The organism is Methylobacterium sp. 13MFTsu3.1M2 (assembly GCF_900112625.1).
In the GTDB taxonomy this organism is placed as follows: domain Bacteria; phylum Pseudomonadota; class Alphaproteobacteria; order Rhizobiales; family Beijerinckiaceae; genus Methylobacterium.
Genome location: NZ_FOMM01000006.1, coordinates 173,104 through 195,804, shown reverse-complemented (window position 1 = coordinate 195,804; position 22,701 = coordinate 173,104). Strand labels below are relative to the sequence as shown.

At 67.6% G+C, this 22,701-nt stretch carries 21 protein-coding genes and 1 pseudogene; 17 read left to right on the top strand and 5 right to left on the bottom strand.

Annotated features, from left to right (window positions below; genetic code table 11):
• Nucleotides 1–46: 46 nt before the first annotated feature.
• Together BM314_RS06755 and BM314_RS06750 are read left to right on the top strand one after the other, a co-directional pair.
• A complete protein-coding gene (locus tag BM314_RS06755) occupies nt 47–736 on the top strand; it encodes an SDR family NAD(P)-dependent oxidoreductase (protein WP_091977558.1) in 690 nt (229 codons plus the stop codon).
• 210 nt (nt 737–946) lie between these two features.
• On the top strand, nt 947–1,717 hold the full coding sequence (locus BM314_RS06750) for an SDR family NAD(P)-dependent oxidoreductase (RefSeq protein WP_091977556.1): 771 nt from the start codon (nt 947–949) through the stop codon (nt 1,715–1,717).
• 61 nt (nt 1,718–1,778) lie between these two features.
• Here the strand turns inward: BM314_RS06750 and BM314_RS06745 are convergent, their stop codons facing one another.
• Both BM314_RS06745 and BM314_RS06740 read right to left on the bottom strand, forming a co-directional pair.
• Entirely contained in the window at nt 1,779–2,663 is an 885-nt protein-coding gene (locus BM314_RS06745) for an alpha/beta fold hydrolase (RefSeq protein ID WP_091977554.1), read from the bottom strand.
• 688 nt (nt 2,664–3,351) lie between these two features.
• Complete coding sequence (locus BM314_RS06740) at nt 3,352–4,332, bottom strand: AraC family transcriptional regulator (RefSeq protein ID WP_091977552.1); 981 nt, start codon at nt 4,330–4,332, stop codon at nt 3,352–3,354.
• A 171-nt stretch (nt 4,333–4,503) separates the two neighbouring features.
• Between BM314_RS06740 and BM314_RS06735 the strand changes: the two genes are divergently transcribed.
• The 10 genes and pseudogenes from BM314_RS06735 to BM314_RS06690 form a co-directional block, all read left to right on the top strand.
• Nucleotides 4,504–5,163 carry a cytochrome b/b6 domain-containing protein gene (locus BM314_RS06735; RefSeq protein ID WP_091977550.1) on the top strand — a complete coding sequence of 220 codons (660 nt, stop codon included), beginning with the start codon at nt 4,504–4,506 and terminating at the stop codon, nt 5,161–5,163.
• On the top strand, nt 5,160–5,933 hold the full coding sequence (locus BM314_RS06730) for a molybdopterin-dependent oxidoreductase (RefSeq protein WP_091977549.1): 774 nt from the start codon (nt 5,160–5,162) through the stop codon (nt 5,931–5,933). Before BM314_RS06735 ends, BM314_RS06730 begins: the two co-directional genes overlap by 4 nt.
• Before the next feature lie 23 nt (nt 5,934–5,956).
• Entirely contained in the window at nt 5,957–6,460 is a 504-nt protein-coding gene (locus BM314_RS06725) for a hypothetical protein (RefSeq protein ID WP_244539868.1), read from the top strand.
• A 19-nt stretch (nt 6,461–6,479) separates the two neighbouring features.
• The gene (locus BM314_RS06720; RefSeq protein WP_091977546.1) at nt 6,480–7,223 is read left to right on the top strand and encodes a TIGR04282 family arsenosugar biosynthesis glycosyltransferase; all 744 of its coding nucleotides are present in this window, start codon (nt 6,480–6,482) and stop codon (nt 7,221–7,223) included.
• Entirely contained in the window at nt 7,220–8,578 is a 1,359-nt protein-coding gene (locus tag BM314_RS06715; RefSeq protein WP_091977544.1) for an MptA/MptB family glycosyltransferase, read from the top strand. Before BM314_RS06720 ends, BM314_RS06715 begins: the two co-directional genes overlap by 4 nt.
• On the top strand, nt 8,575–9,627 hold the full coding sequence (locus BM314_RS06710; RefSeq protein WP_091977543.1) for a radical SAM protein: 1,053 nt from the start codon (nt 8,575–8,577) through the stop codon (nt 9,625–9,627). The genes BM314_RS06715 and BM314_RS06710 overlap by 4 nt, the downstream gene beginning before the upstream one ends.
• Before the next feature lie 3 nt (nt 9,628–9,630).
• On the top strand, nt 9,631–10,329 hold the full coding sequence (locus BM314_RS06705) for a glycosyltransferase family 2 protein (protein ID WP_091977541.1): 699 nt from the start codon (nt 9,631–9,633) through the stop codon (nt 10,327–10,329).
• A 4-nt stretch (nt 10,330–10,333) separates the two neighbouring features.
• Nucleotides 10,334–11,560, top strand: a complete 1,227-nt coding sequence (locus tag BM314_RS06700) for a pyridoxal phosphate-dependent aminotransferase (RefSeq protein ID WP_091977539.1) — start codon at nt 10,334–10,336, stop codon at nt 11,558–11,560.
• Nucleotides 11,561–11,637: 77 nt separating this feature from the next.
• The gene (locus BM314_RS30930) at nt 11,638–13,743 is read left to right on the top strand and encodes a hypothetical protein (RefSeq protein WP_244539866.1); all 2,106 of its coding nucleotides are present in this window, start codon (nt 11,638–11,640) and stop codon (nt 13,741–13,743) included.
• A 348-nt stretch (nt 13,744–14,091) separates the two neighbouring features.
• A pseudogene (locus BM314_RS06690) lies at nt 14,092–14,351 on the top strand (IS3 family transposase); the annotation flags it as partial.
• A gap of 444 nt (nt 14,352–14,795) precedes the next feature.
• Here BM314_RS06690 and BM314_RS06685 read toward each other — a convergent pair.
• Complete coding sequence (locus BM314_RS06685; protein ID WP_170868055.1) at nt 14,796–15,872, bottom strand: catalase family protein; 1,077 nt, start codon at nt 15,870–15,872, stop codon at nt 14,796–14,798.
• Between the two features lie 243 nt (nt 15,873–16,115).
• Here BM314_RS06685 and BM314_RS06680 point away from each other — a divergent pair, with 243 nt between their 5' ends.
• The 4 genes from BM314_RS06680 to BM314_RS06665 all read left to right on the top strand — a co-directional run bounded on the left by BM314_RS06680 (nt 16,116) and on the right by BM314_RS06665 (nt 19,440).
• Nucleotides 16,116–17,198, top strand: coding sequence for a catalase family protein (locus tag BM314_RS06680; RefSeq protein ID WP_091977535.1), 1,083 nt, complete (start codon nt 16,116–16,118; stop codon nt 17,196–17,198).
• Between the two features lie 38 nt (nt 17,199–17,236).
• The gene (locus BM314_RS06675) at nt 17,237–17,806 is read left to right on the top strand and encodes a type 1 glutamine amidotransferase domain-containing protein (protein ID WP_091977534.1); all 570 of its coding nucleotides are present in this window, start codon (nt 17,237–17,239) and stop codon (nt 17,804–17,806) included.
• Between the two features lie 381 nt (nt 17,807–18,187).
• A complete protein-coding gene (locus tag BM314_RS06670) occupies nt 18,188–18,739 on the top strand; it encodes an RNA polymerase sigma factor (protein WP_091977532.1) in 552 nt (183 codons plus the stop codon).
• Complete coding sequence (locus BM314_RS06665) at nt 18,736–19,440, top strand: anti-sigma factor (RefSeq protein WP_244539865.1); 705 nt, start codon at nt 18,736–18,738, stop codon at nt 19,438–19,440. Before BM314_RS06670 ends, BM314_RS06665 begins: the two co-directional genes overlap by 4 nt.
• Before the next feature lie 95 nt (nt 19,441–19,535).
• Here the strand turns inward: BM314_RS06665 and BM314_RS06660 are convergent, their stop codons facing one another.
• On the bottom strand, nt 19,536–20,105 hold the full coding sequence (locus BM314_RS06660) for a fasciclin domain-containing protein (protein WP_091977531.1): 570 nt from the start codon (nt 20,103–20,105) through the stop codon (nt 19,536–19,538).
• Between the two features lie 582 nt (nt 20,106–20,687).
• Between BM314_RS06660 and BM314_RS06655 the strand changes: the two genes are divergently transcribed.
• Entirely contained in the window at nt 20,688–21,389 is a 702-nt protein-coding gene (locus BM314_RS06655) for a recombinase family protein (RefSeq protein WP_091977529.1), read from the top strand.
• A gap of 496 nt (nt 21,390–21,885) precedes the next feature.
• Here BM314_RS06655 and BM314_RS29935 read toward each other — a convergent pair whose 3' ends face one another.
• Complete coding sequence (locus BM314_RS29935; protein ID WP_107353633.1) at nt 21,886–22,479, bottom strand: HGGxSTG domain-containing protein; 594 nt, start codon at nt 22,477–22,479, stop codon at nt 21,886–21,888.
• Nucleotides 22,480–22,701 lie beyond the last annotated feature (222 nt).

Below are 22,701 nucleotides of genomic sequence, written 5' to 3'. Positions count from 1 at the left end.
GCGCTGCTGCGCCACATGGAGCCGAAGCAATTCAGAGGAGGCTCTCATGACAGGGCAATCCACGGCGCTCGTCGTCGGCGCGTCGCGCGGACTGGGTCTCGCCCTCGCGGAGGAGTGGCTTGGGCGCGGGTGGCGCGTGATCGCAACGGCACGCGGCCGCTCCGACCAGCTCGCGACGCTCGCGAACCGCTTCCCCGACAGCCTCGAGATCCAGCCGGTCGACATCAACGACGCGGGCTCGATCCGCGCGCTGCGCGAGCGCTTGAGCGGTCGACGCGTCGACGTCCTGTTCATCAATGCCGGCATCGCGCGCGCGATCGAGGCCAGCCCGGTCGACGCGCGCGAGACCGACTTTCTCGACATGATGCTGACCAACGCATTCTCGCCCGTGCGCGCGGTCGAACTGTTGCGGGATCTGGTGCCGGCCGGCGGCACCATCGGGATCATGAGCTCCGAGCTGGGGAGCATCGCGAACGCCACCGGCGGCTGGCAGCTCTACGCGTCCAGCAAGGCCGCTCTCAACATGCTCATGAAGGGCTATGCGGCAAAGCACCCCGAGGACGGGCACGCCCTGCTCCTCGTCGCCCCCGGCTGGGTGCGGACCGAGATGGGCGGCGGCGACGCGACTCTGTCTGTCGAGGAGAGCATCCCGCGCGTGGTCGATATGATCGCGGCGAACCGCGGCTCGGCCGGGCTGCGCTACGTCGACCGGTTCAACAATCCGCTTCCCTGGTGACCGGCTGCCCGCCAGGCGAACCGGATATGTGCCACCCACGCACCGCGGCAGGCAGTGTCCACCAGAGGGGAGTTGCCGCGCGGGGCCACCCGACATCACATGGTGCGGTGCTGCCAAGCCGGCATTCGCGACGCACGATGGAAGGGCAGCCGTGCCGCTGTGGCGCCCTCCGAGGCCGGTCTTGGCCGAGGCATTGTTGAAGGGCTGACGATGACCCGCATCCTCATCACCGGATCGTCGGACGGCCTCGGGCTTATGGCGGGCCAGCGCCTGTCCGCCGAGGGCCATGAGGTCGTGCTACATGCGCGGAACGCCGATCGCGGCGAGGTTGCGCGACGGGCGCTTCCGAACGCGGCCCGGATCGTCATCGGCGATGTCGTCACCATCGCCGGCATGCGATCCGTGGCCGAGCAGGCCAACGCGATCGGGCGCTTCGACGCCGTCATCCATAATGTCGGCATCGGCTATCGCGAGGCGCACCGGATCGTGACCGAGGATGGTCTGAGCCATCTCTTCGCGATCAACGTTCTGGCGCCCTACGTGCTCACGGCCTTGATGGGGAAGCCCGACCGCCTCGTCTACCTGAGTTCGGGCATGCATCCGGGCGGGATCCCGGACATGGACGACCTGCAATGGACCAGCCGGCGCTGGAGCGGATCGCAAGCGTACGCGGAAACGAAGTTCTTGGACGTCCTGCTGGCTTTCGGCGTGGCGCGACGCTGGCCCGCGGTGCGGTCGAACGCCCTCGAACCGGGCTGGGTACCGACCCGTATGGGCGGTCCCGGTGCGCCGGACGATATGGCCGCCGCGCCCGTGACCCAGGCTTGGCTGGCGGTCGGGGACGACCCGGCCACCCATGTCACGGGCCGGTACTTCTATCACCAGCGCGAGAAATCGCCGGCGCCCGGCACCCAGAGCGTCGGGCTGCAGGAGGCTCTGCTGGACCGGTGCGCGACGCTGTCCGGTGTACCGCTGCCCTAGGCGGGCCCGCAGCGCCTCGGTGGAGCGCCCGAGGCCGGGGATCCTCAGGCGCGCACGACCGTCATACGCCGGCCAACACGCGGTCTGGACGTCCGGTGAAGCGAAGGACCGCCTCCGCGAACGCGCGGGCCTCCTCGATATGGGCGAAGTGGCCGCTCTGCTCGAAGATCCTGAGCTGCGCCCGCGGTAGCAGATCCGCCAGCAACGCCGCGTGGCGTGGGCCGAGGATGAAGTCGTCGGTTCCGGTGACGACGAGCGCCGGAACCTGCAGGGTGGCAAGGCGGTCGCGAACGTCGAAGGCTTGGCCATCGCCGACCAGCAGGGTCGCCCGGAGCCGGCGTTGCAGGGTCTCGAGGCTGTCGGTCCAGCGCCGGAAGTCCGAGACATAGGCCGGCAGGAGGTCGCGCAAGGCCGCCGTGTAGGCCGCATCCGTGCGGATGGAGGGAATCGAGGCCCAGGCCCTCTCGACCGCTTCGGCTTCCGTCGTGCCCGCATGGCGTGCCACGAAGGCGGCGATCTCAGCGCTCGCATCGGCCATGAAGGTGCCGCCCGTGTAGGCAGCGCCTGAATACAGAATCAAGCCCGCGAGTCCTTCCGGCCGCTTGAGCGCTGCCTCTAGCACCACGAAGGCACCGTGCGAGTGGCCGAGCAGGTAGGGATCGGCAATGCCGGCCGCGTCGATGAACGCGAGCAGCTGTTCGGAGAAGCGGTCTACGCTGTACCCCAGGGGATGGGTCGCGACGTGTCCGGACGATCCCGTGCCGATCGGGTCCAGATACACCATGGTCAGGTTCTCTTCGAGCAGAGGCAATCGCAAGTAGCTGGCCTCGATGCCGGGGCCGCCGGCATGCACGATGCAATAGGGTCCGATGCCTGAGACGTGATAATGTTGATCTATACCGTTCACGGCGATGCTATGCGCGCCAGGCGCGAGGATCGATGGCAAGACATGTCCTTTCGTATCCTGGGCGGCAGAACATCCAGCCTGCAGGCCAACATCTCTGGTCTTCAGCTTCTTGCAGGAATTACGGTGCGACTCTGTTCCTGACTCGGCGGCAGGCCTGGAGCCGTATGCCCACGCCTCGCCACCCGAAGCGCCATGATGTCCAGGGACGGCACGGATTCAGTCGGCCGACTTCGATCGTCCGCCAAGAAGGTCGTCATGCAGCATTCGATGTTCGTCTTCGTCTAGTAGGCTGTCATTTCACCGGATCAGATCATCGGCCCAAAGAAGCCGAGCGCCCGTGACTCGCTCTCGCCGGGCATGATCGAGCGATGCGGCGGGTCTTGATACCGAGATCTTCCAGCCTTGATGAGCGGCAGTCCTCCGGAAGCGCCGGGCATATCAAAGAGCGCGGATCTCGAAATCCCGCATCGTCAAATGGTTGTAAGCCGTTTCGCGAATGCAGCGCGCCCGCCGCGGTCCGGATCATCACGTCCGAGGATCGTCTATAGACGGATCTGCTTTCTTGAACCAGCGAGACCGAGCCACAGCACCAGATTTGAACGATAACGCACGCCGGACGGCTTCCACGGGTGCGAATTCCTGACAAGACTGTCCGACGTTGATGGTGGCAATGCCCTTGGTGCTCGTGTCCGACCCGGAAGAACCCCGCCAGCCTATGTGCTCAAGATTATTCGGCGTCCGGCCGAGCGACATCGATCCCGAGGCCGGACTGTGGGTCCAGCGATCGGGCCGCGCTCGTGGCTTGAGCGCGGTAGGCGCTTGGATCGCACCCGTAAGCGGCCTTGAAGGCGTGCGAGAAGTAACTGCGGCTGGCGTAACCGACGCTCTCGGAGATGACCTTTACGGGCATGGGCGAGGACGCCAGCAGCTTGGCTGCCAATTGAAGACGCGCCCGCTGCAGATACTCGATCGGGCCTTCACCGAAGGTGGCGGAGAAGCGCTCGGCGAAACCGGAACGGCTCATTCCACAGAGCGCAGCCAAGCTATCGACCGTATGCTGCGCCCCGGGCGCATCGAGGACAGCCGCGATCGCCGGAACGAGCCTCGGATCGCGCAGCGCTTCGAAGATCGGAGATCGAGCGCCTTTCTCCTTCAGATGGATCCGAAGCAGGATCGCGAGGCACTGCTTCATGAGTGCGCTCGTCACTTCCTGCGTTCCGAGACTTGGCTGGACGAGCTCCTCAATCATGAAAGCGAAAGCGTGACGTAATCTGTCACTGTCGGACAAATCCTCAATCAACGCATCGTGCAGCCGGTCGAAAAGACCGAGCGCGCCAGCATACCGCGCCGAGATGGAACCGCAGGCCAGCAAGATGTCTCGACTTCCATCGCCGGCGGTCAATGCGATGAGGCCGTCCGGAAGAGTTCTGCGCGCGTTTTCGGCCGTAACCGTTCGGGTGGCTCCAGCGAAACCAATCGAGTGCCGCATGCCACGAGGTGGGATCACCATGCAATTCGGTCCGAAGCTCTGAGGCTCCTGACCTTCGACCGCGATCATCCCGGAGCCCGCGAGAACGTAATGGACCAGGATCGCGTCGGCCATGCCGTTCTTCGCCAGCTCCCACCCGGTCTGGATCTCACAGAATGCGAACGCATGGACCTGTACGGACAAGGTCGTGAACAGACGTGAGAAAATATCGCAGGACATCGGACCTCTGCGTGCTCCTGTCAGTGCATCAAGATCGGCGTCGACAATCGATTACAGACGCCAACAAGATGAAGCAAACCGATTTTGTCGGCATTTGATGAATCTTATCGATCCCATGGCTCACAAAAGTAGCCAAATATTCGATGTAAATACACGAGGGATGCCGTTATCATGAGGGTGAACTCGATCATATCCGCCCCTCGCCTGCACCCATGGCCGGTGCGGGTTATGCACTGGGCGAACGCCGCGGCGATGGTGGTGCTGATCGGCTCCGGCTGGGGCATCTACGACGACTCCGTCATCATCCACGGCGTGTACTTCCCCAAGGCGATCCGGCTCGGGTCCTGGGCGGCCGAGAGCCTGCTCTGGCATTTCGCCGCCATGTGGCTGCTGGTTGCCAATGGCGGCGCCTATCTCGTCTACGGCGTCGCGACCGGGCGTCTGCGCGAGCGTCTCCTGCCGATCCGGCCGCGCGACATCGTGCAGACGGTCCGCGACACGCTGCGGCTCAAGCTCGCCCACGAGGACCTCACGACCTACAACGCCGTCCAGAAGATCCTCTACATCGTCGCCATCCTGGCCGGCATCGGCCAGGTCGTCAGCGGCCTGGCCATCTGGAAGCCGGTCCAGTTCTCGGGCCTCGTCGCGCTGCTGGGCGGCTTCCAGGGGGCGCGCTTCGTCCACTTCGCCGGCATGGCGGTGCTGGCGGGCTTCCTCGCCATCCACGTCGTGCTCGCCCTGCTCGTGCCGCGCACGCTGTGGGCGATGCTGACCGGCGGTCCGGTCCGCCGTTCGGCCGCCCCTGTCATGGCGCGGGAGGCGACGCGATGAGGTCGCCCTTCCGCCCCCTCAAGGTGCCGGATCGCGGCATCCTCGACGACCATAAGCCTCTGGTCCGGCAGATCGAGCGGCGCGGTCTGCTGCGCGGCGGCCTGACGCTGGGGGCGCTCACCATGCTCACCGGCTGCGACGTGACCGATACGACCGCGGTCGGTCGGGCGCTGCGCGCGGTCTCCGACTTCAACGACGGCGTCCAGGCCGCCCTGTTCGATCCCCGCAAGCTCGCGCCCGAGTACCCCGCCTCGCAGGTCCTCAAGCCGCCGCGCTTCAACGCCTACTACGATGTCGAGGACGTCAAGCCGATCGACGGCGAGGCGTGGCGGCTCGAGCTCGCCGGGCTAATCTCCGACAAGCGACCCTGGACGCGCCAGCAGATCGCGGAACTGCCCGAGCGGGAGATGATCATCCGCCACGTCTGCGTGGAGGGCTGGGACTATATCGGGCAGTGGTCGGGCGTGCCGCTCCGCGCGTTCCTCGAGCGGGTCGGCGCCGACCTCACCGCCAAGTACGTCGCCTTCAAGACGGCGGACGACTACCCGAGCAGCATCGACATGGCCAGCGCGCTGCACCCGCAGACGCTGCTCGCCACCCGCTACGCCGGCCAGGACCTGCCGGACCCCTATGGGTATCCGCTGCGCCTGCGCACCGCGGTCAAGCTCGGCTTCAAGAACCCGAAATGGATCACGGCCATCGAGGTCACCAACACCTATCCCGGCGGCTACTGGGAGAGCCGCGGATTCAGCTGGTTCGCCGGCCTATGAGCGCCCGCGTATGTCCGTGCGCCTTGGGCGCCGCGCTGCTGACCCTGACCGTCGTCGGGCCGGGGCGGGCGCAGACGGCCGGTCCCTCGCCGACCCCCGACCACATGCCGAAGCCCGGCATGACCGCCCCCGAGATGGCGGGCCGCGCGGCCGACCGGTTCCCCCAGCCCGTGCGCGCCGGCGATCTCCCCGGCCGCTTCCTGCTCCAGCCGGAGGAGTCCCAGCCCGTGCTCGGCCGCGTGACGGCCCTCGTCCGCCGCGACGACGGCGGCGCCGCCGTAATCGTGCGCCTCGACGGCGTCCTCGGGCTGAACCGGCTCGGGCTTCAGCCGGTGGCCTGGAGCGGGTTCGGATCCAGGCTCGTGGCCGTGCCGGTCGAGGCGGTGGCGCTGCTGGGCGAGTACGTCGCCCTCATGGGCCTGACGCCGGAGCGCCTGCGCGCGCTGCCGACCTTCGTGCCCGGCTCGGCCACCGCAATTCCGCCGGATGAGACGCTCCGCATCGGGATCGTCCGGCCCTTCCACTGATCACGGAGGAGTCTGGGAGATGGCACCGAGATCGACGTCCGGATCGTCCGCTACCTGCGCGATCGGCGTGATGGCCAAGGCGCCGCGCAGCGGCCGCTCCAAGACGCGGCTCTGCCCGCCGCTGAGTCCCGACCAGGCCGCGCTCCTGAGCGCCGCCTTCCTGCGCGACACGACTGCCAACATGCTGGAGGCGGCGCGCGCCGCGCCGATCGCCGCCTACGCGGCCTATGCGCCGCGCGGCGCCGAGGCGTTGGTGGTCCCACACCTCGCATGCGGAACACGGCTCGTCCTGGCGGACGGCGACATTCCGGCCCCGGCGGCGGTCGAGGGCTTTGGCCGCTGCCTGCTGCAGGCCGTCGGAGGCATGCTCGCGGAGGGCCATGCGGCGGCCTGCGTGCTCAGCGCCGACATCCCGACTCTGCCGACGCGCCGCCTCGTCCAGGCCGCCCGGATCCTGCTCGCGCCGGGAGACCGGGCCGTGCTCGGCGCCTGCGACGACGGCGGCTACTACATCCTCGGCCTCAAGCAGGCCCATGCCCGCCTGTTCGCCGACATCGCCTGGAGCACCGACACCGTCGCGGCCGCGACCCGCGCGCGGGCGCGCGAGATCGGCCTCGCCCTCGTCGAGCTGGAGCCCTGGTACGACGTCGACGACGCGGCCTCGCTCGCGCGGCTCAGCGCCGACAGGACCGGCTACGCCGCCCCGGCGACGCGCGCGGCCCTGGCGCGGCTCGCGGAGACATCGGAGGCCGTGCCGGCATGACCCGGCTTCTCGCCAGCCCCGTGCGCCGGCTCGCGGCGCTCGGCCTCGCGCTGCTTGTCGTGAATGTCGGCGCGCTCGCGATCCACGTGCCGGGCGCCGACACGGTCGGCTCGGTCACCCGCGCCAACGTCTTCGTCGGCGTCGTGGTGGTCGGCCTCGGGCTCTACCTGCTCGCCGTGCGCCTCGTGCTGCGGGAACGGCTGCCGCGCGCCGCCCTGTGGACGATCCTCGGCGTCGCCGTGCTGATGCGGGCCGCGCTGCTGCTGGCGCCGCCGTTCCTGTCGAGCGACATCTACCGCTACGTCTGGGACGGGCAGGTCCAGGCCGCCGGGATCAACCCCTACCGCTACATCCCGGCCGATCCGGCACTCGAACAGTTGCGCGATCCGGCGGTCTACCCGCTGATCAACCGGAAGGATTACGCCCGCACGATCTACCCGCCCGCGGCGCAGATGGTCTTCGCCGCTGTGGGCCAAGTCTCGCACGGCGTCACCGCGATGAAACTCGCGATGCTGGGCTTCGAGGCCCTGGGCGTGCTGGCGATGCTCGCGATCCTGCGCGGCGCCGGCCTGCCGTCGGCCCGGATCCTGATCTACGCCTGGAACCCGCTCGCCCTGTGGTCCTTCGCCTGCGACGGGCACGTCGACGCCGTGGCGATCGGCCTCCTCGGCCTGGCGCTGCTGGCCCGCACCCGCCATCGGTACGGGCTCGCGGGCGCGCTCCTCGGCGCGGCGACGCTGGTGAAGCTGCTGCCCGTCGCGGTGGCGCCCGCCTTCGTGCGCGGTGGCCGGCTGTGGCGGCCGATGCTCCTCGGGGCGGCCGTGATCGCGGTCCTCTACCTGCCCTATCTCGGCGCCGGCGCGAACGTGCTCGGCTTCGCCGGGGGCTACGGGGTCGAGGAGGGGTACGAGACCGGCGCGGGCTACTGGCTGCTCGCCGGGCTCGGCCATCTCGGCCTCAGCCCCCCGGGCCTGCTGCGGACCTACCTGGTCTGCGCCGGCCTGACCCTCGCCGCGCTCGCGCTCCGGATTGCCTTCGGCCGCGACCGGGCACCCGCGCCCGACGCGGTCGCGCTGTGCCGCGATGCCGGGCTCCTCGCAGCCCTCACCACCTGCGCGGCGAGCCCGCACTACGCTTGGTATTACCCCTGGCTGGCGCTGCCCGCGGTGGTCGCGCCGGCCCCGGCCCTGATCTGGCTCGGCGCGGCGCCGATCCTGTTCCTGATCGATCCGCTCAACGACCGCTTCCTCTGGCCGTCGCTGGTCTTCGTCCCGGCCCTCGTCCTGGCCGCCCGCGCGCTGTGGCAGGCCCGCACCGCACCCCTCGCCGCCCTTCCGGAAGGAACCGCCCGATGACGGCCTCAGCCGCCCTGAAGGACCCGCGCCGCTACTTCGAGGCGATCGGTACCGACCGCGCCTCCCAGGCCATTGCGCCGCCGGTCTGCCTCTATCTGGAGGTCACGAACCGCTGCAACCTGCTGTGCGAGACCTGCCCGCGCACCTTCGAGATCCTGGAACCCCCGGCCGACATGAGCTGGGATCTGTTCACGCGGATTGTCGACCAGGTGCCGAACGTCGCCCGGGTCGTGCTCCACGGGGTCGGCGAGCCGATGCTGGTCAAGGACCTGCCGCGGATGGTCCGCTACCTCAAGGATCGCGGCACCTACGTCCTGTTCAACACAAACGGCACCCTGATGCAGCCGAAGCGCTTCCGGGAGCTGATCGACACCGGTCTCGACGAACTGCGCGTCTCCCTCGACGCCGCCGACCGGGACTCCTACCGCAGGGTGCGCGGCAAGGATTTCTTCGACCGGATCGTGCGCGACATCGGCAAGTTCGTCGCGTTCCAGAAGGCGAGTGGCGCCACGACGCCCCGGGTCTCGCTCTGGCTGACGGGCCTCAGGGAGACCGTGGACCAGCTCCCGGCCTTCGTGCGGCTCGCCGCCGAGATGGGCGTGACCGAGGTTCACCTGCAGCGCCTCGTCTTCGACGAGGCCGGATACGGCATGGCCCGCGCCGACCTGTCGCTGTTCGAGAGCGCGCGGGCCGAGGAGAACGCGGCGATCGCCGAGGCCGAGGCCCTGGGCCGCTCGCTGGGGGTGACGCTCGACGCCTCGGGCGCGACCGAGCCCGGAATCAGCCTGAAGCGGCAGGACGACCGTGCCTGGGCCACCTGTCGGCGACCCTGGTCCCTGATGTACTTCACCGCCCACGGACGGGCGCTGCCCTGCTGCATCGCTCCGTTCTCGGTGCGCGGCTATTCCAACTACACGTTGGGCGACGCCACGCAGGCCACGCTCCGGGAGATCTGGAACGGCGAGGCCTATCGCGACTTCCGCACGTCACTCCTCTCCGACGCGCCGCCCGCCCCGTGCGGGAACTGCGGCTTGCGCTGGAGCCTCTGAGCGATGCACCCGGTCAGCATCGTCATCCCGACCCTGAACGAGGCCGAGGCGATCGGCGCGGTGATCCGCGAGATCCCGCCGGCCTACGCGGCCGACATCATCGTCGCCGACAGCGGCTCGACCGACGGGACGCAGGCCGTCGCGCGGGCCGCGGGCGCCCGGGTGATCGAAGCCGGGCGCGGCTACGGCCGGGCCTGCGCCCTCGGGGCGGCCGCGGCCGACCCGGCCTCGCGCGCGATCGTCTACCTCGACGGCGACGGCGCGGACCGCGGAGACCTGATCGAGCGGATCGCCGCGCCGGTGCTCGCCGGCAGCCAAGACCTCGTCCTCGCCTCGCGCACCCTGGGGAGCCGCGAGCCCGGGTCGATGCTCTGGCACCAAGTCCTAGCCGGCCGCCTCGCCGGCCTCGGCATCGGCCTGCGCTACGGCGTCCGCTACACCGACATGTGCGCCTTCCGCGCCATCGACCGCGCCGCGCTGAAGGCCCTCGACCTGCGCGAGCTGACCTACGGCTGGAACATCGAGATGCAGATGCAGGCCGCCCGCGCGGGCCTGCGCATCCGCGAGGTGCCGATGCCCTACCGCCGCCGTCTCGGCGGATCCTCGAAGGTCGCGGGCTCGCTCGGCGGGACGCTTCGGGCGACCACGCGGATCGGGGCGACCTACCTGCGCGTCGCCGCTAGCCCGGCCCCGAGATCGTAAGGCCATGGCGTTCGACGCTTACCATGCACCGGGCGGTTGGGCAGGCGACACACGAGAGGACGGCGCCCTCCTCAGATCGCCGAGACGCGGGCCCACGCCCGGGCGGTCCTTCGCGCTGGCGGCATATCTGGCCCGTTGGTCGACATGCGCGCACCACGACCTCGCCGCGTCGGACTCGCAGTCGCTCTCACTCGCCGCGCTGCTGCGTCTTGCCGGTCCGGAGGACATGAAGCGCTGGCGGAACGCGGACCTCGGCTACGCCGACCCGCGCGGCGCCTCCTGGTTACGCGCCGCGGTCGCCGAGCGGTACGTCGGCCTGAAACATCATGACGTGCTCGTCAGTGCCGGCGCACAGGAAGCGGTGGCCTGCGTTCTGCGCGCGTTGCTCGGCCCGGGCGACCATGCGGTGGTGGTGGTGCCGATCTACCAACCGTCCGAGCTCGTCGTGACGAGTTTATGCGCGGCGGATGGGGTCGCCCTGAATTCGGACCGGCATTGGGCGCTCGACCTGGACCACCTCGCCAGCGTGATCCGGCCGAACACGCGGCTGGTGCTGGTGAACTTCCCTAACAGCCCGACAGGTGCGACCATGGACCGGACGACCCTGGCTGGCTTGATCGACCTCTGCCGCCGGCACGGGCTCTGGCTTGTCAATGACGAGGTCTATCGCCAGACGGACGCCAACCCGGAGGGTGCCATCCCGCCAGTCGTCGACGTGTACGAGCGCGGAATCTCGATTAACGGGCTTTCGAAGGGTTTCGGGCTGCCGGGCCTGCGCGTCGGCTGGGTTGCCTGCCGAGACCGCGCCGTGCTCGAACGCGTCCTAGCCATCAAGAGCCTGTTGTCGAGCTGCCTCGCCGGCCCGAGCGAGGTCCTCGCGCATATCGCGTTGCGGGCCGAGCCGCGCATCACCGGGCGCGCCCGCGCGACAGGTCGCGGCAACCATCGCCGACTGCGCGCCCTGCTCGATCGCCATCCGGAACGGTTCGAGCAGGACGAACCGAGGAATCTGGCCTTCGCCTTTCCCCGTTTCCGCGGGCGGGAGGGCGCGGCCGCGTTCGCGCGGGCGGTCGCGTCAGAGGTAGGGCTGCTCGTATTGCCTTCAGTGTTGTGGCGTTCGTCGTTGGCGCCGGTCCCGGCGGACCGTCTGCGCCTCGGCCTCGGCCGGCGCGGCAGCGGTGCGGCGCTCGAAATCCTTGAGGATCACCTGCAACGGCGCTCGCACCGATGAGAGCCCGCCCGAAGCGCGACCGGAACGTCGCGAAACCTGTCGGGCGCCTGGGTGTGGTCCTGCGCGGAGCATGGCGAGTGACGGGACGTCTTGTCCGCGGGCTCAGGCTCGGCGTTATCGCCACTGCACTGCTCGCCCTGGGCATCCTGTTCCTGAACTACGGCGTGCTCTCGACGCCGCAAGCTCGCGCCTACCGCGACCTCGATCCGGCCGTCCCGGAGTGCAGCGAGGGCCTTCGGACCGGCTGGACCGTCCTCAGCGAGGTCGGCCGCGGCGCCCCGATGTCGTCCATGCTCGACGGCGACGGCTGGCGCGACCCGACCAACGACGAGGGCGCGCTCCGCGACGACCGGCGCTGGCGGACGCGACTACGGTGCGCCCTGCAGCGCCACGTCATATCGTCCGCTCGCGGCGAGCGGCCGCTGGAGTACACGCTCGGCTTCCTGGAGTTCAAGGAGGACGGCGAGCCCTACGCCCTCGTGTCGCGCGCCGGCGGCAGCGACGTCGCCATCGACAGCGCCATGCTGCGCCACGCGATGGAGGGCGAGATGCACGCCCGCGGCGCGTCAGCGACGGGGCTCAAGCCGGTCATCACGCAGCTCGACGCTCTGACGCAGCACCTGGCCACCGGCCGTCACTACGTCATCGCCTTCGTCCACGGCTGGCGCCACGATGCCCAGGTCGGCGACACCAACGTCGCGGACCTGCGCTTCTACGCGGCGCACGCCGCCCGCTTCCTGCGCGACCGTTGTCGGAGCGATCCCGCCGTCTGCGGGATGGACGTCACCGCGGTCTACGTAGGCTGGCGCGGCGCCCGGGTCGACGAGCGCGGCCTGCGCGACAGGTTCGGGGCGGCGCTCGGTGGCTTCTTCGGCGAGCTCTCCGCGGCTGCGACCTTGTTCGACCGCAAACCCGTGAGCGAGGCGGTCGCCCCCGCGGCCATATCAGCTCTGCGCACTCTAGAGGCGGCGTTGAGGCGGCCGGGCCCCGACGGGGCCGACCGGCACAACAAGCTCGTCGTGGCCGGCCACAGCCTCGGCGGCAACATGCTGGCGACTGGCCTCAAGGACGAGCTCCTCAAGGCCGTGCGGCGCCACCGGTTCGGCGAGGCGATGCCGCCGGTGCTAGGCGACCTCGTGGTGCTCATCAACCCGGCCGCCGAAGCGAGTAAGTGGACGGCGGTCCAACGCGCCGTGTGGGAGCGCGTCGCGACGCCTACCGACCCGGGCGCCACGCCCGGGGATGTGGCGCATGACAGCGGCCTGTTCCCGATGGACCAGCGCCCGGTGGTAATGTCGGTCACGGCGGCGCTCGCCTTCCCAGCGGGCGGGCTGCGGCCGGGCGATTGCGCCTGGATTGGCCTCGACGTCGACGACGGCTTCCAGGACGCCCGGGCACGCATCCGGCAGCGGCTCGCCGGCACCGACGCGATGTTCAACGCCGGCGTGGACTACGATTGGGCGACCCACGACCTGTTCCCGACCTTCAAGTTCGACTTCCGGCCCGCCGCGGGCTTTCTCGAACGAGCGGCCGCGCGCATTGAGCATAGGCCACCCCGCGGCATGAGTTGCGCGGTCCCACGCGAGGCGGATCTCCTCGACAGCGTTCTCACGTTACCCTTGCGGACCCTGTCGGTCCTGGCCGCGACCTTTCCGTTCCAGATCAGCCTGCCGGAGGAGTCGCACACGATCGGTAACCTCGACCCGCCGCGACCTGCCGCCGGCGTGCTCGCCGACGCGCGGCCCTCGGGTGCACCGTTCGGCACGACCCACGAGATGCTCGGCTTGGCGGCTACCGGCTCGGAGCGGCACCATGCCTACGCGACACTGGCCGACGCGGACATCGACTGCCCGCGCGCGAACGGCTGGTTGATCCGCGCGCGTCGACGGCGGGTGAAGGAAGGTGGTCTCGGGTGGGACAGCCAGGACTTGGCACCGCCGGAGGCCGGGATCGAGGGTCAAGGGTCGCCTGCGGTGCGCTTCCAGCACGGGCTGCCGTTGACCGGCATCGCCCCGGTCACGCTAGCGAACGATCCGTTCTGGAACGTGCGCGCCTTCGACAACGCGCTGTCGCGCCACGACGGATACCGGCTGTCGTCCTTCATCTGCGCGCTGAGCCAATTGGTCATGGACGACATCATCGACGCGGCACACGGCAACCAATCCGGTCTCTCGTTCCCATGACGATGAACCCTCGCGCCAAAGGGTCAGTCCGGCGTTGCGGGAGGCAATAACCTGTTACGACCCTCTCGGCGGACGCGTCAGGATAGCGGACGCATTGGTGGCGCGCAGCTTTTGGTGCTCGGCGACAAGGCCTACGAGGCGACCGAGGAAGGACACGCGCGGCTCGTCCGTTTTGGCACGCCGATCGCGGAGATGGGCGGACCAAAGGCCCATTCTGCAATCCTTGTCTAGACCGGAGCGAGCGGCGACCGAATCTCGCTTGGCGCTTGGGCACCGCGTGTGCCGCATTTGCGAGCAACTCGGTTGAATTGAGCGAATACGCGACAGCCAGGCGATCAGAGTGACCCGCAGGACGAGATCGAGCGCTGGCGTCAGACGCTCAAGAACGGCATCCTGCTCGAACACGCCTATCTGCCCGGCGAGCTGGAGGCGAGGGTTGCCGCCTTTGTCGAGCTCTACAATTATGCCCCCGCTCACGAGAACCTGGGCGATCTTACGCCTGCAGACGTCCACTCCGGCCGCGGCAAGGCCAGCTGTGTGAGCGGGCGCGGATCAAGCGCCAGACCCCCACGGATCGCCGCTTGCGCCATCACGCACAGGCTGCCTAATCTCTTTCCCCAAGTGGACCAGAGCCTCCGCTCCTGAGCGCCTCAAATCATCTGATGACGGGCAGGTCTGGCCTGACGTCATCATGATCAACATGATCTTTGTCGACAAGGAAGATCGGTCATTCGGTGACAGTCAGCTGTGGTGACGACTTTCGAAATCACCTCGATCTGAAGCCGCAGGACTGCCAACCAAGGGCCGGTTCGGAGAAGTGCCGACAGCTATCGTGACGACTGTCATGGATCGAGAGATCGTCCGCTTTTTCAGTGGCCCGTCTCCGAAGCGGACCGGCAGTTTTCGGCCATCAGCCGCCGCAGATCGCCTGCGTGAGCGTCTCAGATGGGTGGATTCCTGCCCGTCCGCTTTCGAGCGGATTAGCGATGAAGCAGACATCGCCGTTGCGCCCGAGCTAAGATCCGCAGCCGTTGCATCTTCAGGATGTCGCTTCAGCGCACCGCACCTGGCTCGTGGATCGGGCAGCGGTTGAACCGCTCGCGGAACTCGGCCGAATGCCGATAGGGGGCGTTGCGGGCGCGGTTGATGTTGCCGAGAGGCCGGTGCGCCGCAAGGCCGGTCCACACGCTGAACCGCATCTCCTCGTCCACGGCCTGGACCCGTGCAGGATCCCAACTGTCCTGCGGTTGAACCCGGACAATCCCGACCCGCTGGAACGGTGCCTCGTCCTCCTTCCACTCGACCGTCGGGTCCTCGACCGGCTGGTGTTTGAGGTCGCGACAGAGCTGCACGCGGAATTCCCACTCGCCGGCGATGCCGGTCATCTCGGATTGGACGGTCTCGCGGATGGCGTTCGGGCGGCTGGAAGCATCGATCTCGGTGCCGGTCAGGGCGGTCAGAGCTGGCGCGACGGGGGCCAGCGAGAACTTGGCGATGTAATCGCCGTACCGGAACGGGGTCAGGCTGTAGTAGGTCTCGCCAAGCGGGTCGACATTGGGCGCACCGCCCAGAGAGCCGATGGTCGGGCTGTCGATGCCCACCGCGTGCAGGGCCTTGTTGACGCCGCGCAGGACTGTGGAGGCGGCGACCTTCAGCCCCTCGGCGCGGTCCGTAGTGCCGGCCAACAGCTTGAGGCTGCCCAGAAACTTCTCGGCATTCGGTGCCTGGAACACTTTGCCATTGACCATGATGAAGTTCTGGGTCGTCCCCTCCGCATCCGGCAGGCGCTCGCCCTCGACATCCAGCACCTTGAGGGCGAGGCCACGGGGCAGGGAGACCGCATCGGGAAGGATGTCGCCGGCGTTGGTCGACAACCGCATGTAGACCTTATGCTGGCCGGGAGTGGCGAACAGTCCTTGGGCCAGCTCGGGGGGCAGGCCCGCATCGATCGTCAGAGCCCCTTCGAGGATGCCATGCGACTTCGCGTGGACCGAGCGCACGGCATGGCCCGAATGCTCCGCAACCCGGTTCAGGATCTTATCGAAGGTCTGGTTGAGCTGCTCGATGGTCTGCCCTTCGTCCGGCAGCACCGCCTCGACGTCGGGAGTGTATCGCACCGGTGATCGCAAGGTCTGTCTCCCGCTGGCGGCCTGGACAGAACACCCGCTCACCCGACGACGTTCCGGGTTGTGCGGCATTCAATCGCCCATGAACAAGATGTGGAACGGCAGGGGGCCGGCGCGGCTTGTCGGCGGTGCGGTCTTTCTCTCTGCCCAGGCGCGGCCGCGATCCGGCGGCCTTCCGACCCCGCGTCACGATCCCAGCCTTCGTGAAATCACCCCGCAGGCGGACGACACGTCGAGGATACGCCGATGACCTACCTTCGCTACGCCCCCAATATCGAGACGCCCGCGCCGGACGAGCAGAAGTCCATCGACGGCATCATCCAGGGGATGACCCAGCAGTCGCAGGTCGTGGAGAAGCGCGAGCACCGCGCGGTACGCGCGAGCCACGCCAAGAGCTCGGCCTGCATCGTCGGGGAGCTGGTCGTTCCGGAGAACCTGCCCCCGGAACTCGCGCAAGGCCTGTTCGCCAAGCCTGGGACGCACAAGGTGGCCGTACGCTTCGCGCAAGGGCCCGGGGAGATCCTGGGCGACCGTGTGTCGACCCACCGCGGCATGTCGATCAAGGTCTTTGGAGTGCCGGGCGAGAAGCTCCCCGGGCACGACGTCGACACTCAGGACTTCGTGCTCGCCACGGGCACGACCTTCCCGTCGGGGACCGCGGCGGGCTTCCTGCGCGACGGCACGGTCATCGGGAAATCGACTGGCCTTCCGGAGGGCGTGAAGAGCGCCGTCGCGGCCACGGCTCGCAACCTCAACAGAGTGCTGCACGCGTTCGGTACCGAGAGCGCCATGGCCGATTTCCTCGGCCATCCCTACAGCCACCCGCTCGCCGACAGCTACTTCAGTCAGGCCCCGATGCGGTTTGGCGACTACGTCGCCAAACTCGGGGCGGTCCCGGCTTCGCCTGCTCAACGAGACCTCGCCGAATGGCGCCTTGATCCGCACGGTGACGAGGATGGTTTCCGCCACGCGGCGGCGGCCTTCTTCCGCGACAACGAGGTGGTCTACGACCTAAAGGCGCAGCTCTGGGCCGATGCTGAGCGCCAGCCCATCGAGGACGCTTCGATCGACTGGCCGGTCGCGATCAGCCCGTACCGCACGGTGGCGACGCTGCACCTGCCCCGGCAGGACGCCTACTCCACCGAGCGTGTTCGCTACTTCGACGAGGTGATGACCTTCCGCCCCGCGCACAGCCTGGCGGCGCACCAGCCGCTGGGTTCGGTGATGCGGGCACGTCTTCAGGTCTACCGGGCGCTGAGCGACTTCCGCCATCGGGAGAACGGCGTAACCGCCGAGAACACCGCCTCGCCCGAGAGCATCCCGGCCTAAGCCAACTCCTTCCCACATCACGCAGAGAGGAACGACCCATGTCGCTTCAGGGCAAGACCATCGCCATCCTGATCGCCCCCCGGGGGACGGAGGAGCCGGAGTTCACCAAGCCCCGCGACGCACTGCTCGCGGCCGGCGCGACCGTCACGGTGGTCGGGCTTGAGGCGGGCGAGGCGGAGACGGTCAACAACGACCTCGACCCGGCTGGGAAGTATCCGGTCGACAAGGTCATCGACGGCGTATCCGCCTCAGATTTTGACGGTCTCGTCATCCCCGGCGGCAGCGTGGGGGCCGACAAGCTCCGGGGCAGCGAGGCTGTGGTCGGCTTCGTCCGGGACTTCTTCCAGCAAGCCAAGCCAGTTGGCGTCATCTGCCACGGGCCCTGGACGTTGGTGGAGGCCGACGTCGTGAAGGGGCGTAAGCTGACGTCGTTCCCGACCGTGAAGACCGACATCCGCAACGCGGGTGGGGAATGGGTCGACGCGGAGGTAGTGGTCGACAAGGGCCTCGTCACCAGCCGCAACCCGAAGGACCTGCCGGCGTTCTGCGCCAAGATCGTCGAGGAGTTTGCGGAAGGGCGTCATCCGGACCAGGCCCGCAGCGCCTGAAGCCGTCTGACGTCAGCTTCGGCATATGCGAGCCCCGGCGCTCAAAGCTGGTCGACCGAACACCGCTTTCCCAGACCAGCAGCCGTCCGGTGCTGATGCACGCACCGGACGGCTGCTTTATGGAGCTCTGCTTCCTCACAGCGACGGCTGGGTTGGGTCGCATGCGGAACGTCCCTTTGCGAGGGATCGGTCAACCTCCGCATCCCGCCCTCAGCGACATCTCCGCAGCCGCCGCTCCGAGGATTTTGAAAGCGGCCACTTCGAGGCCCGCTCAGCGGGGCTATCGCGCGTGAGGGATCGTCACGGCCAGGCAGTTTGGGTTAAAGTAGCATCCGGTTGGGCGTCCGATAGAAGGCGCCTGGGAGTTTGTAGGGAGCCAACTTGGCCGACGACGCCACGCTGCGCCGACTGCTCGCTGGTATCGCCCGGGGAGAGGCAAAACGGCTGGCCGAACTCTACGATCTCACGAGCCCGAAACTTTACGGCCTGATCCTGCGTATCCAGCGTGACCGAGGCTTGGCCGAGGACGTGCTTCAGGACGTCTACATGCGCATCTGGCAGGCCGCGGGCAGCTACAAGCCCGAGGCCGGGCCGCCGCTGCCGTGGCTCTGCACCGTCGCCCGCAATCGCGCCATCGACAGCGTAAGGCGGAAGGTCGAGCATCAGGGCCCGGAATTGGACACCGGCGAGGATTGGGTGGCGCGGCTGATCGATCCGCACGATGGGGCGGCAGATTTCATGGACCGGAACGCCCTCCTGGCCTGCCTCGGCCGTCTCGACCCCAAGCACCGGGACTGCGTCGTGCTGGCCTATTGCGAAGGGCAATCTCGGGAGGAGTTGGCGCGGCACTTCGACCGGCCGGTCAACACCATCAAGACTTGGCTGCACCGGTCACTCGCAGGCCTCAAGTCCTGCCTGGAGGCTGTCTCGTGAGCGGCAGCGGCCAGCCCGGCATGGACCCGACGTCCGAGCATGACATGCGCGCGGCCGAGTACGCCCTCGGGACACTCGACGCGCGGGAGCGGGCGGCGCTGGAGCGCGAGGCGAACCGAGACCCCGGCACGGCCAGCCGCATCCGCGAGTGGGAGCGGCGCCTGGCGCCGCTGATGGAGGCCGTGCCACCCGTGGCGCCGCCGCCGCGGGTCCGCGAAGCGCTGCTGCGCGCGCTGCCAGACGCTACCGACGTAGCGCGAGGTGAACTTCGCCACCTGCGGCGGCAGGTGAGGCGCTGGCGGATCGCCGCGGCAGGGTCAGGCCTGCTCGCCGCGAGCCTCGCGCTGTTCGTGGCAGTCGGCCCCTCACGAACCCCGGCGGGAGGGCGCTATCTGGCTGTCGTGCAGGGAGGCGGGGCGCTGCCGGCGCTGATCGTGCGTGTCGACACGCAGACCGGCCTCGCAGAAGTCAGGCCCGTCGGTGCCGACGCGCCCGCCGGGCGGAGTCTGGAATTGTGGTACGTCGGCGCAGGAGGGGCAAAGCCGCTCGGCCTGGTCGGAGCGGCGCCAAGTCAGGTGAGGCTACCGCAGGACACCGCACCGGACGGGGTAATCGCGGTCTCGGTCGAGCCGCCCGGAGGCTCACCGAGTGGCCAACCCACGGGTCCGGTGATCTACACCGGCAAGCTCATCGCCGAATGACCGGGCGCGGCGGGCACGTCTGCCGGCGCTCGCGCGATCTGAAAGGCCACGCACTGTCGAAGCCCGCAGCCCTCACGGGCCGCGGGCACTGCGCGTTACGGCATCAGCACGGCGTTGATGACGTGGATGACGCCGTTCGACTGCATGACGTTCGGGATGGTCACCGTGGCGGTGTTGCCCTTCTGGTCGGTGACGAGAACCTTCTTGCCCTGCACCTCGACGGCGAGCGGCTCGCCCTCGACGGTGGTCAGCACGCCCTGTCCACCACCCTTCTTGGCCAGCGCCATCAGGTCCTTGGCGGTGTAGACACCCGGGACCACGTGGTAGGTCAGGATCTTCGTCAGCGTCGCCTTGTTCTGCGGCTGCACGAGGCTCTCCACCGTGCCCGGCGGCAGCTTGGCAAAGGCGGCATTGGTCGGCGCGAACACCGTGAACGGGCCCGGACCGTTCAGCGTATCGACCAGGCCCGCGGCCTTCACGGCGGCGACCAGGGTGGTGTGATCCTTCGAGTTGACCGCGTTCTCGACGATGGTCTTCTGGGCGTACATCGGCGCGCCGCCGACCATCGGGTTCTTGGCGTAGGCCGCGCCGCTGGCTCCGAGGCCGAGCGCGAGGGTCAGGGCGAGCGCCTGGGCCGTGCGGCGGCCGGTGTTCTGAGTGAGCATCGTGTTTCCTTCAGTCCGAACCCCGATGAACGGGGCAGCGCGGGCCCTTACGAGGCCATCGGAGAGAAAGTTTCGTGGGATGAATGCAAACGGCCAGGAGGCGATCGCCTCTGCTCCCATCCCGTCTGAACGAACCTGATACCGCCACAGACGGCGCTTTTCAGCACCTGCCTTTGGATCAAGGATCACGGTCCGATTGTCATCCCAAGCCGAAGTTGCCGGCGGGCTGACGAACGGCCGCTCTGGAGAAGCGCCGACGGCGGTCCGGGCGGCCGGGTAGGGTCGGTAGGAGACCGTCAGCTCTTCCGGCGTATCAGCTTCAGAGCGGACTAGTCGAGTGCGGTCCTGAGGATGCATGCAATGGCTCGGACAATTTGTCCGAAACATTCCAGCGATTGCAATTTTGTCCAGGCGTCTAGCAACCGCCGGCAGATCGCCACGAGGGTGTACCCGGGGGCCGGGGGCGTTCCTGGGGTAGGACGATCGATGACGCCGCAATGCTCATTCAAGCATCGTTGACATCGAGCCGCATCGTATCATTCTAAGCAATGTCCGTTGCACAGAATGATACAGCACGACTCGATGGCGCAGAGCCGCTTCATCTCCTACTTGCGTGTCAGTACCGATCGCCAGGGCCGATCCGGCCTTGGGCTCGAGGCCCAGCGTGCGGCCGTCACCGATTATCTCAACGGCGGCGCTTGGACGCTGATTGCAGAAATTGTTGAGGTCGAGAGTGGCGCCAAAGGCGACCGACCGGAACTAGCCCGTGCCCTGGCGCTTTGCCGCGCGCATCGAGCGATCCTTGTGGTGGCCAAGCTCGATCGCCTCGCTCGAGATGCGCATTTCCTTCTAGGGCTGCACAAAGCTGGCGTCGACTTCCTCGCCTGCGACATGCCTTCGGCAAACCGCATGACCGTCGGGATCATGGCGGTGGTCGCCGAGGAGGAGCGTCGGATGATCTCAGCTCGCACGAAAGCAGCCCTAGCCGCCGCCAAGGCGCGAGGTCAGCAGCTCGGTGGCTTCAGGGGACGGGCTGGCACGGCCGCGGACACCGCCAAAGCGCGTGCCTCACTCAAACAGAACGCCGAAGCGCGTGCTCAGGCGCTGCTGCCGATCCTCGATCGCCTCGATCCCGACCGCGCGGGATCGCTGCACGCCATGGCGAAGGCGCTGACGGCCGAGAACGTGCCAACGCTCAGCGGGCGCGGTGCGTGGACGCCGACCGCTGTGAGGAGGTTACGGAGTCGCCTTGAGCTGACGCATCCGCATCGTAGCAATCCGTGAAGTTTGCCGATAGGTTCTGACCGACTTGCATCTGGTTTGTCTGATCTGTCTGATGGTAGCGACAAATATCAGACATGGTGTATGGCAAAATATTTTTGCGAACGAGCTATTGATTGCGACGTGATCGGCGTCATATACTACATAGGTCAGGGATTATGCGACGATGATACCGACTTTGAAGCAGCACAAAAGTGGATATTACTACATCCACTGGGTGGATGGCCGACACACGTTGAGAAAGAGTACAAGATTTAGGGACGAAGCTAGAGCAACAATATGTCTCGGTAAATTTATTTTGGGCGATTGGATGCAGATGATTATTAGGAACGCAGCAGTGCCGCCCAAATGAGAGCGCTCTGATGTTGCGCCGTGGGGAACTTCATAAGCTTAGTAGCTGAATACGAAAAATCTTATTATCATTGTCCGGCCGCGATCCAGATAATTCGCCCGATACTTGTCTGTGATAGTCGGTCAAGCTCGTCGGGCCATTGACATTTCAATCGAATATCCCGCCAGTAAGTGGTCCTATCTCGGCTTCGAGCTGCTTTAAGCGGATACGAAGTCTTGCTCTGAGCATATCTAGCTCGGCTCGATCCGGTGACGGCGCAGAGGGCGCCTCGCTCATGATGGTTTCGAGCCATCGCCGAGCCTCGCGAGCGTGATGCCTGTAAACCCGATCGCTCCTGCTGCCTGGCTTATGGGTGTGTCGCCATGCCTCCAACCGTGCCAGCTCCTCCGCCGTCATGGCCGCGATCTCGGCACGCCGCTTCCAGCGTTTGCGCGCCTTGAGCGCATCACTGCGCGGCTTGCCGGTTGGGATACCGTTCGGAAAGCCAGGCGTATGCCAGCCGGCAGGTCCGTCGCCCCGCGGGGTGGCGCCACCATGGAAGCGGCAGCGGTTGCGGCCTTTGGCCGGTGTCTGCCGACACGGCTCGCCGGTCGACTTCGCTTTCGCACCGCAGATCGGGTGCAAGTGACGCTCGGCGTTGAACCGTCGGATCGCCGCGTCCGCGATGGCGCGGAACTCGGCCGACTGGCGCCATAGGTGCGGTTTGCCGGGTGTGCGCCCGGAAGCCGGACGCCGTTTCATGATAGGACTCCATGCGGTAACGAGCTGGAGCTTCCACACCCCCTGATGTCGGTAGCGACCGTGTCGACATTGTCGCTCGCGCGCCACGAGAATGACCGAGACGGTTGGTAGACGAAGTGGGTAGGATGTTTGTATTTATATATGTCTCTGGGGAATTGGTAGCTCGCGCACGCAAGCGACAATGTCGACACCTCGCCCCTCATTGCGCCAGAGAATGATCCC

Coding starts and splice junctions, on each gene's coding strand:
- BM314_RS06755 (WP_091977558.1), top strand. CDS start 47: ATGACAGGGCAATCCACGGCGCTCGTCGTCGGCGCGTCGCGCGGACTG.
- BM314_RS06750 (WP_091977556.1), top strand. CDS start 947: ATGACCCGCATCCTCATCACCGGATCGTCGGACGGCCTCGGGCTTATG.
- BM314_RS06740 (WP_091977552.1), bottom strand. CDS start 4,332: ATGTCCTGCGATATTTTCTCACGTCTGTTCACGACCTTGTCCGTACAG.
- BM314_RS06735 (WP_091977550.1), top strand. CDS start 4,504: ATGAGGGTGAACTCGATCATATCCGCCCCTCGCCTGCACCCATGGCCG.
- BM314_RS06730 (WP_091977549.1), top strand. CDS start 5,160: ATGAGGTCGCCCTTCCGCCCCCTCAAGGTGCCGGATCGCGGCATCCTC.
- BM314_RS06720 (WP_091977546.1), top strand. CDS start 6,480: ATGGCACCGAGATCGACGTCCGGATCGTCCGCTACCTGCGCGATCGGC.
- BM314_RS06715 (WP_091977544.1), top strand. CDS start 7,220: ATGACCCGGCTTCTCGCCAGCCCCGTGCGCCGGCTCGCGGCGCTCGGC.
- BM314_RS06710 (WP_091977543.1), top strand. CDS start 8,575: ATGACGGCCTCAGCCGCCCTGAAGGACCCGCGCCGCTACTTCGAGGCG.
- BM314_RS06705 (WP_091977541.1), top strand. CDS start 9,631: ATGCACCCGGTCAGCATCGTCATCCCGACCCTGAACGAGGCCGAGGCG.
- BM314_RS06700 (WP_091977539.1), top strand. CDS start 10,334: ATGGCGTTCGACGCTTACCATGCACCGGGCGGTTGGGCAGGCGACACA.
- BM314_RS06680 (WP_091977535.1), top strand. CDS start 16,116: ATGACCTACCTTCGCTACGCCCCCAATATCGAGACGCCCGCGCCGGAC.
- BM314_RS06675 (WP_091977534.1), top strand. CDS start 17,237: ATGTCGCTTCAGGGCAAGACCATCGCCATCCTGATCGCCCCCCGGGGG.
- BM314_RS06660 (WP_091977531.1), bottom strand. CDS start 20,105: ATGCTCACTCAGAACACCGGCCGCCGCACGGCCCAGGCGCTCGCCCTG.
- BM314_RS06655 (WP_091977529.1), top strand. CDS start 20,688: ATGGCGCAGAGCCGCTTCATCTCCTACTTGCGTGTCAGTACCGATCGC.
- BM314_RS29935 (WP_107353633.1), bottom strand. CDS start 22,479: ATGAAACGGCGTCCGGCTTCCGGGCGCACACCCGGCAAACCGCACCTA.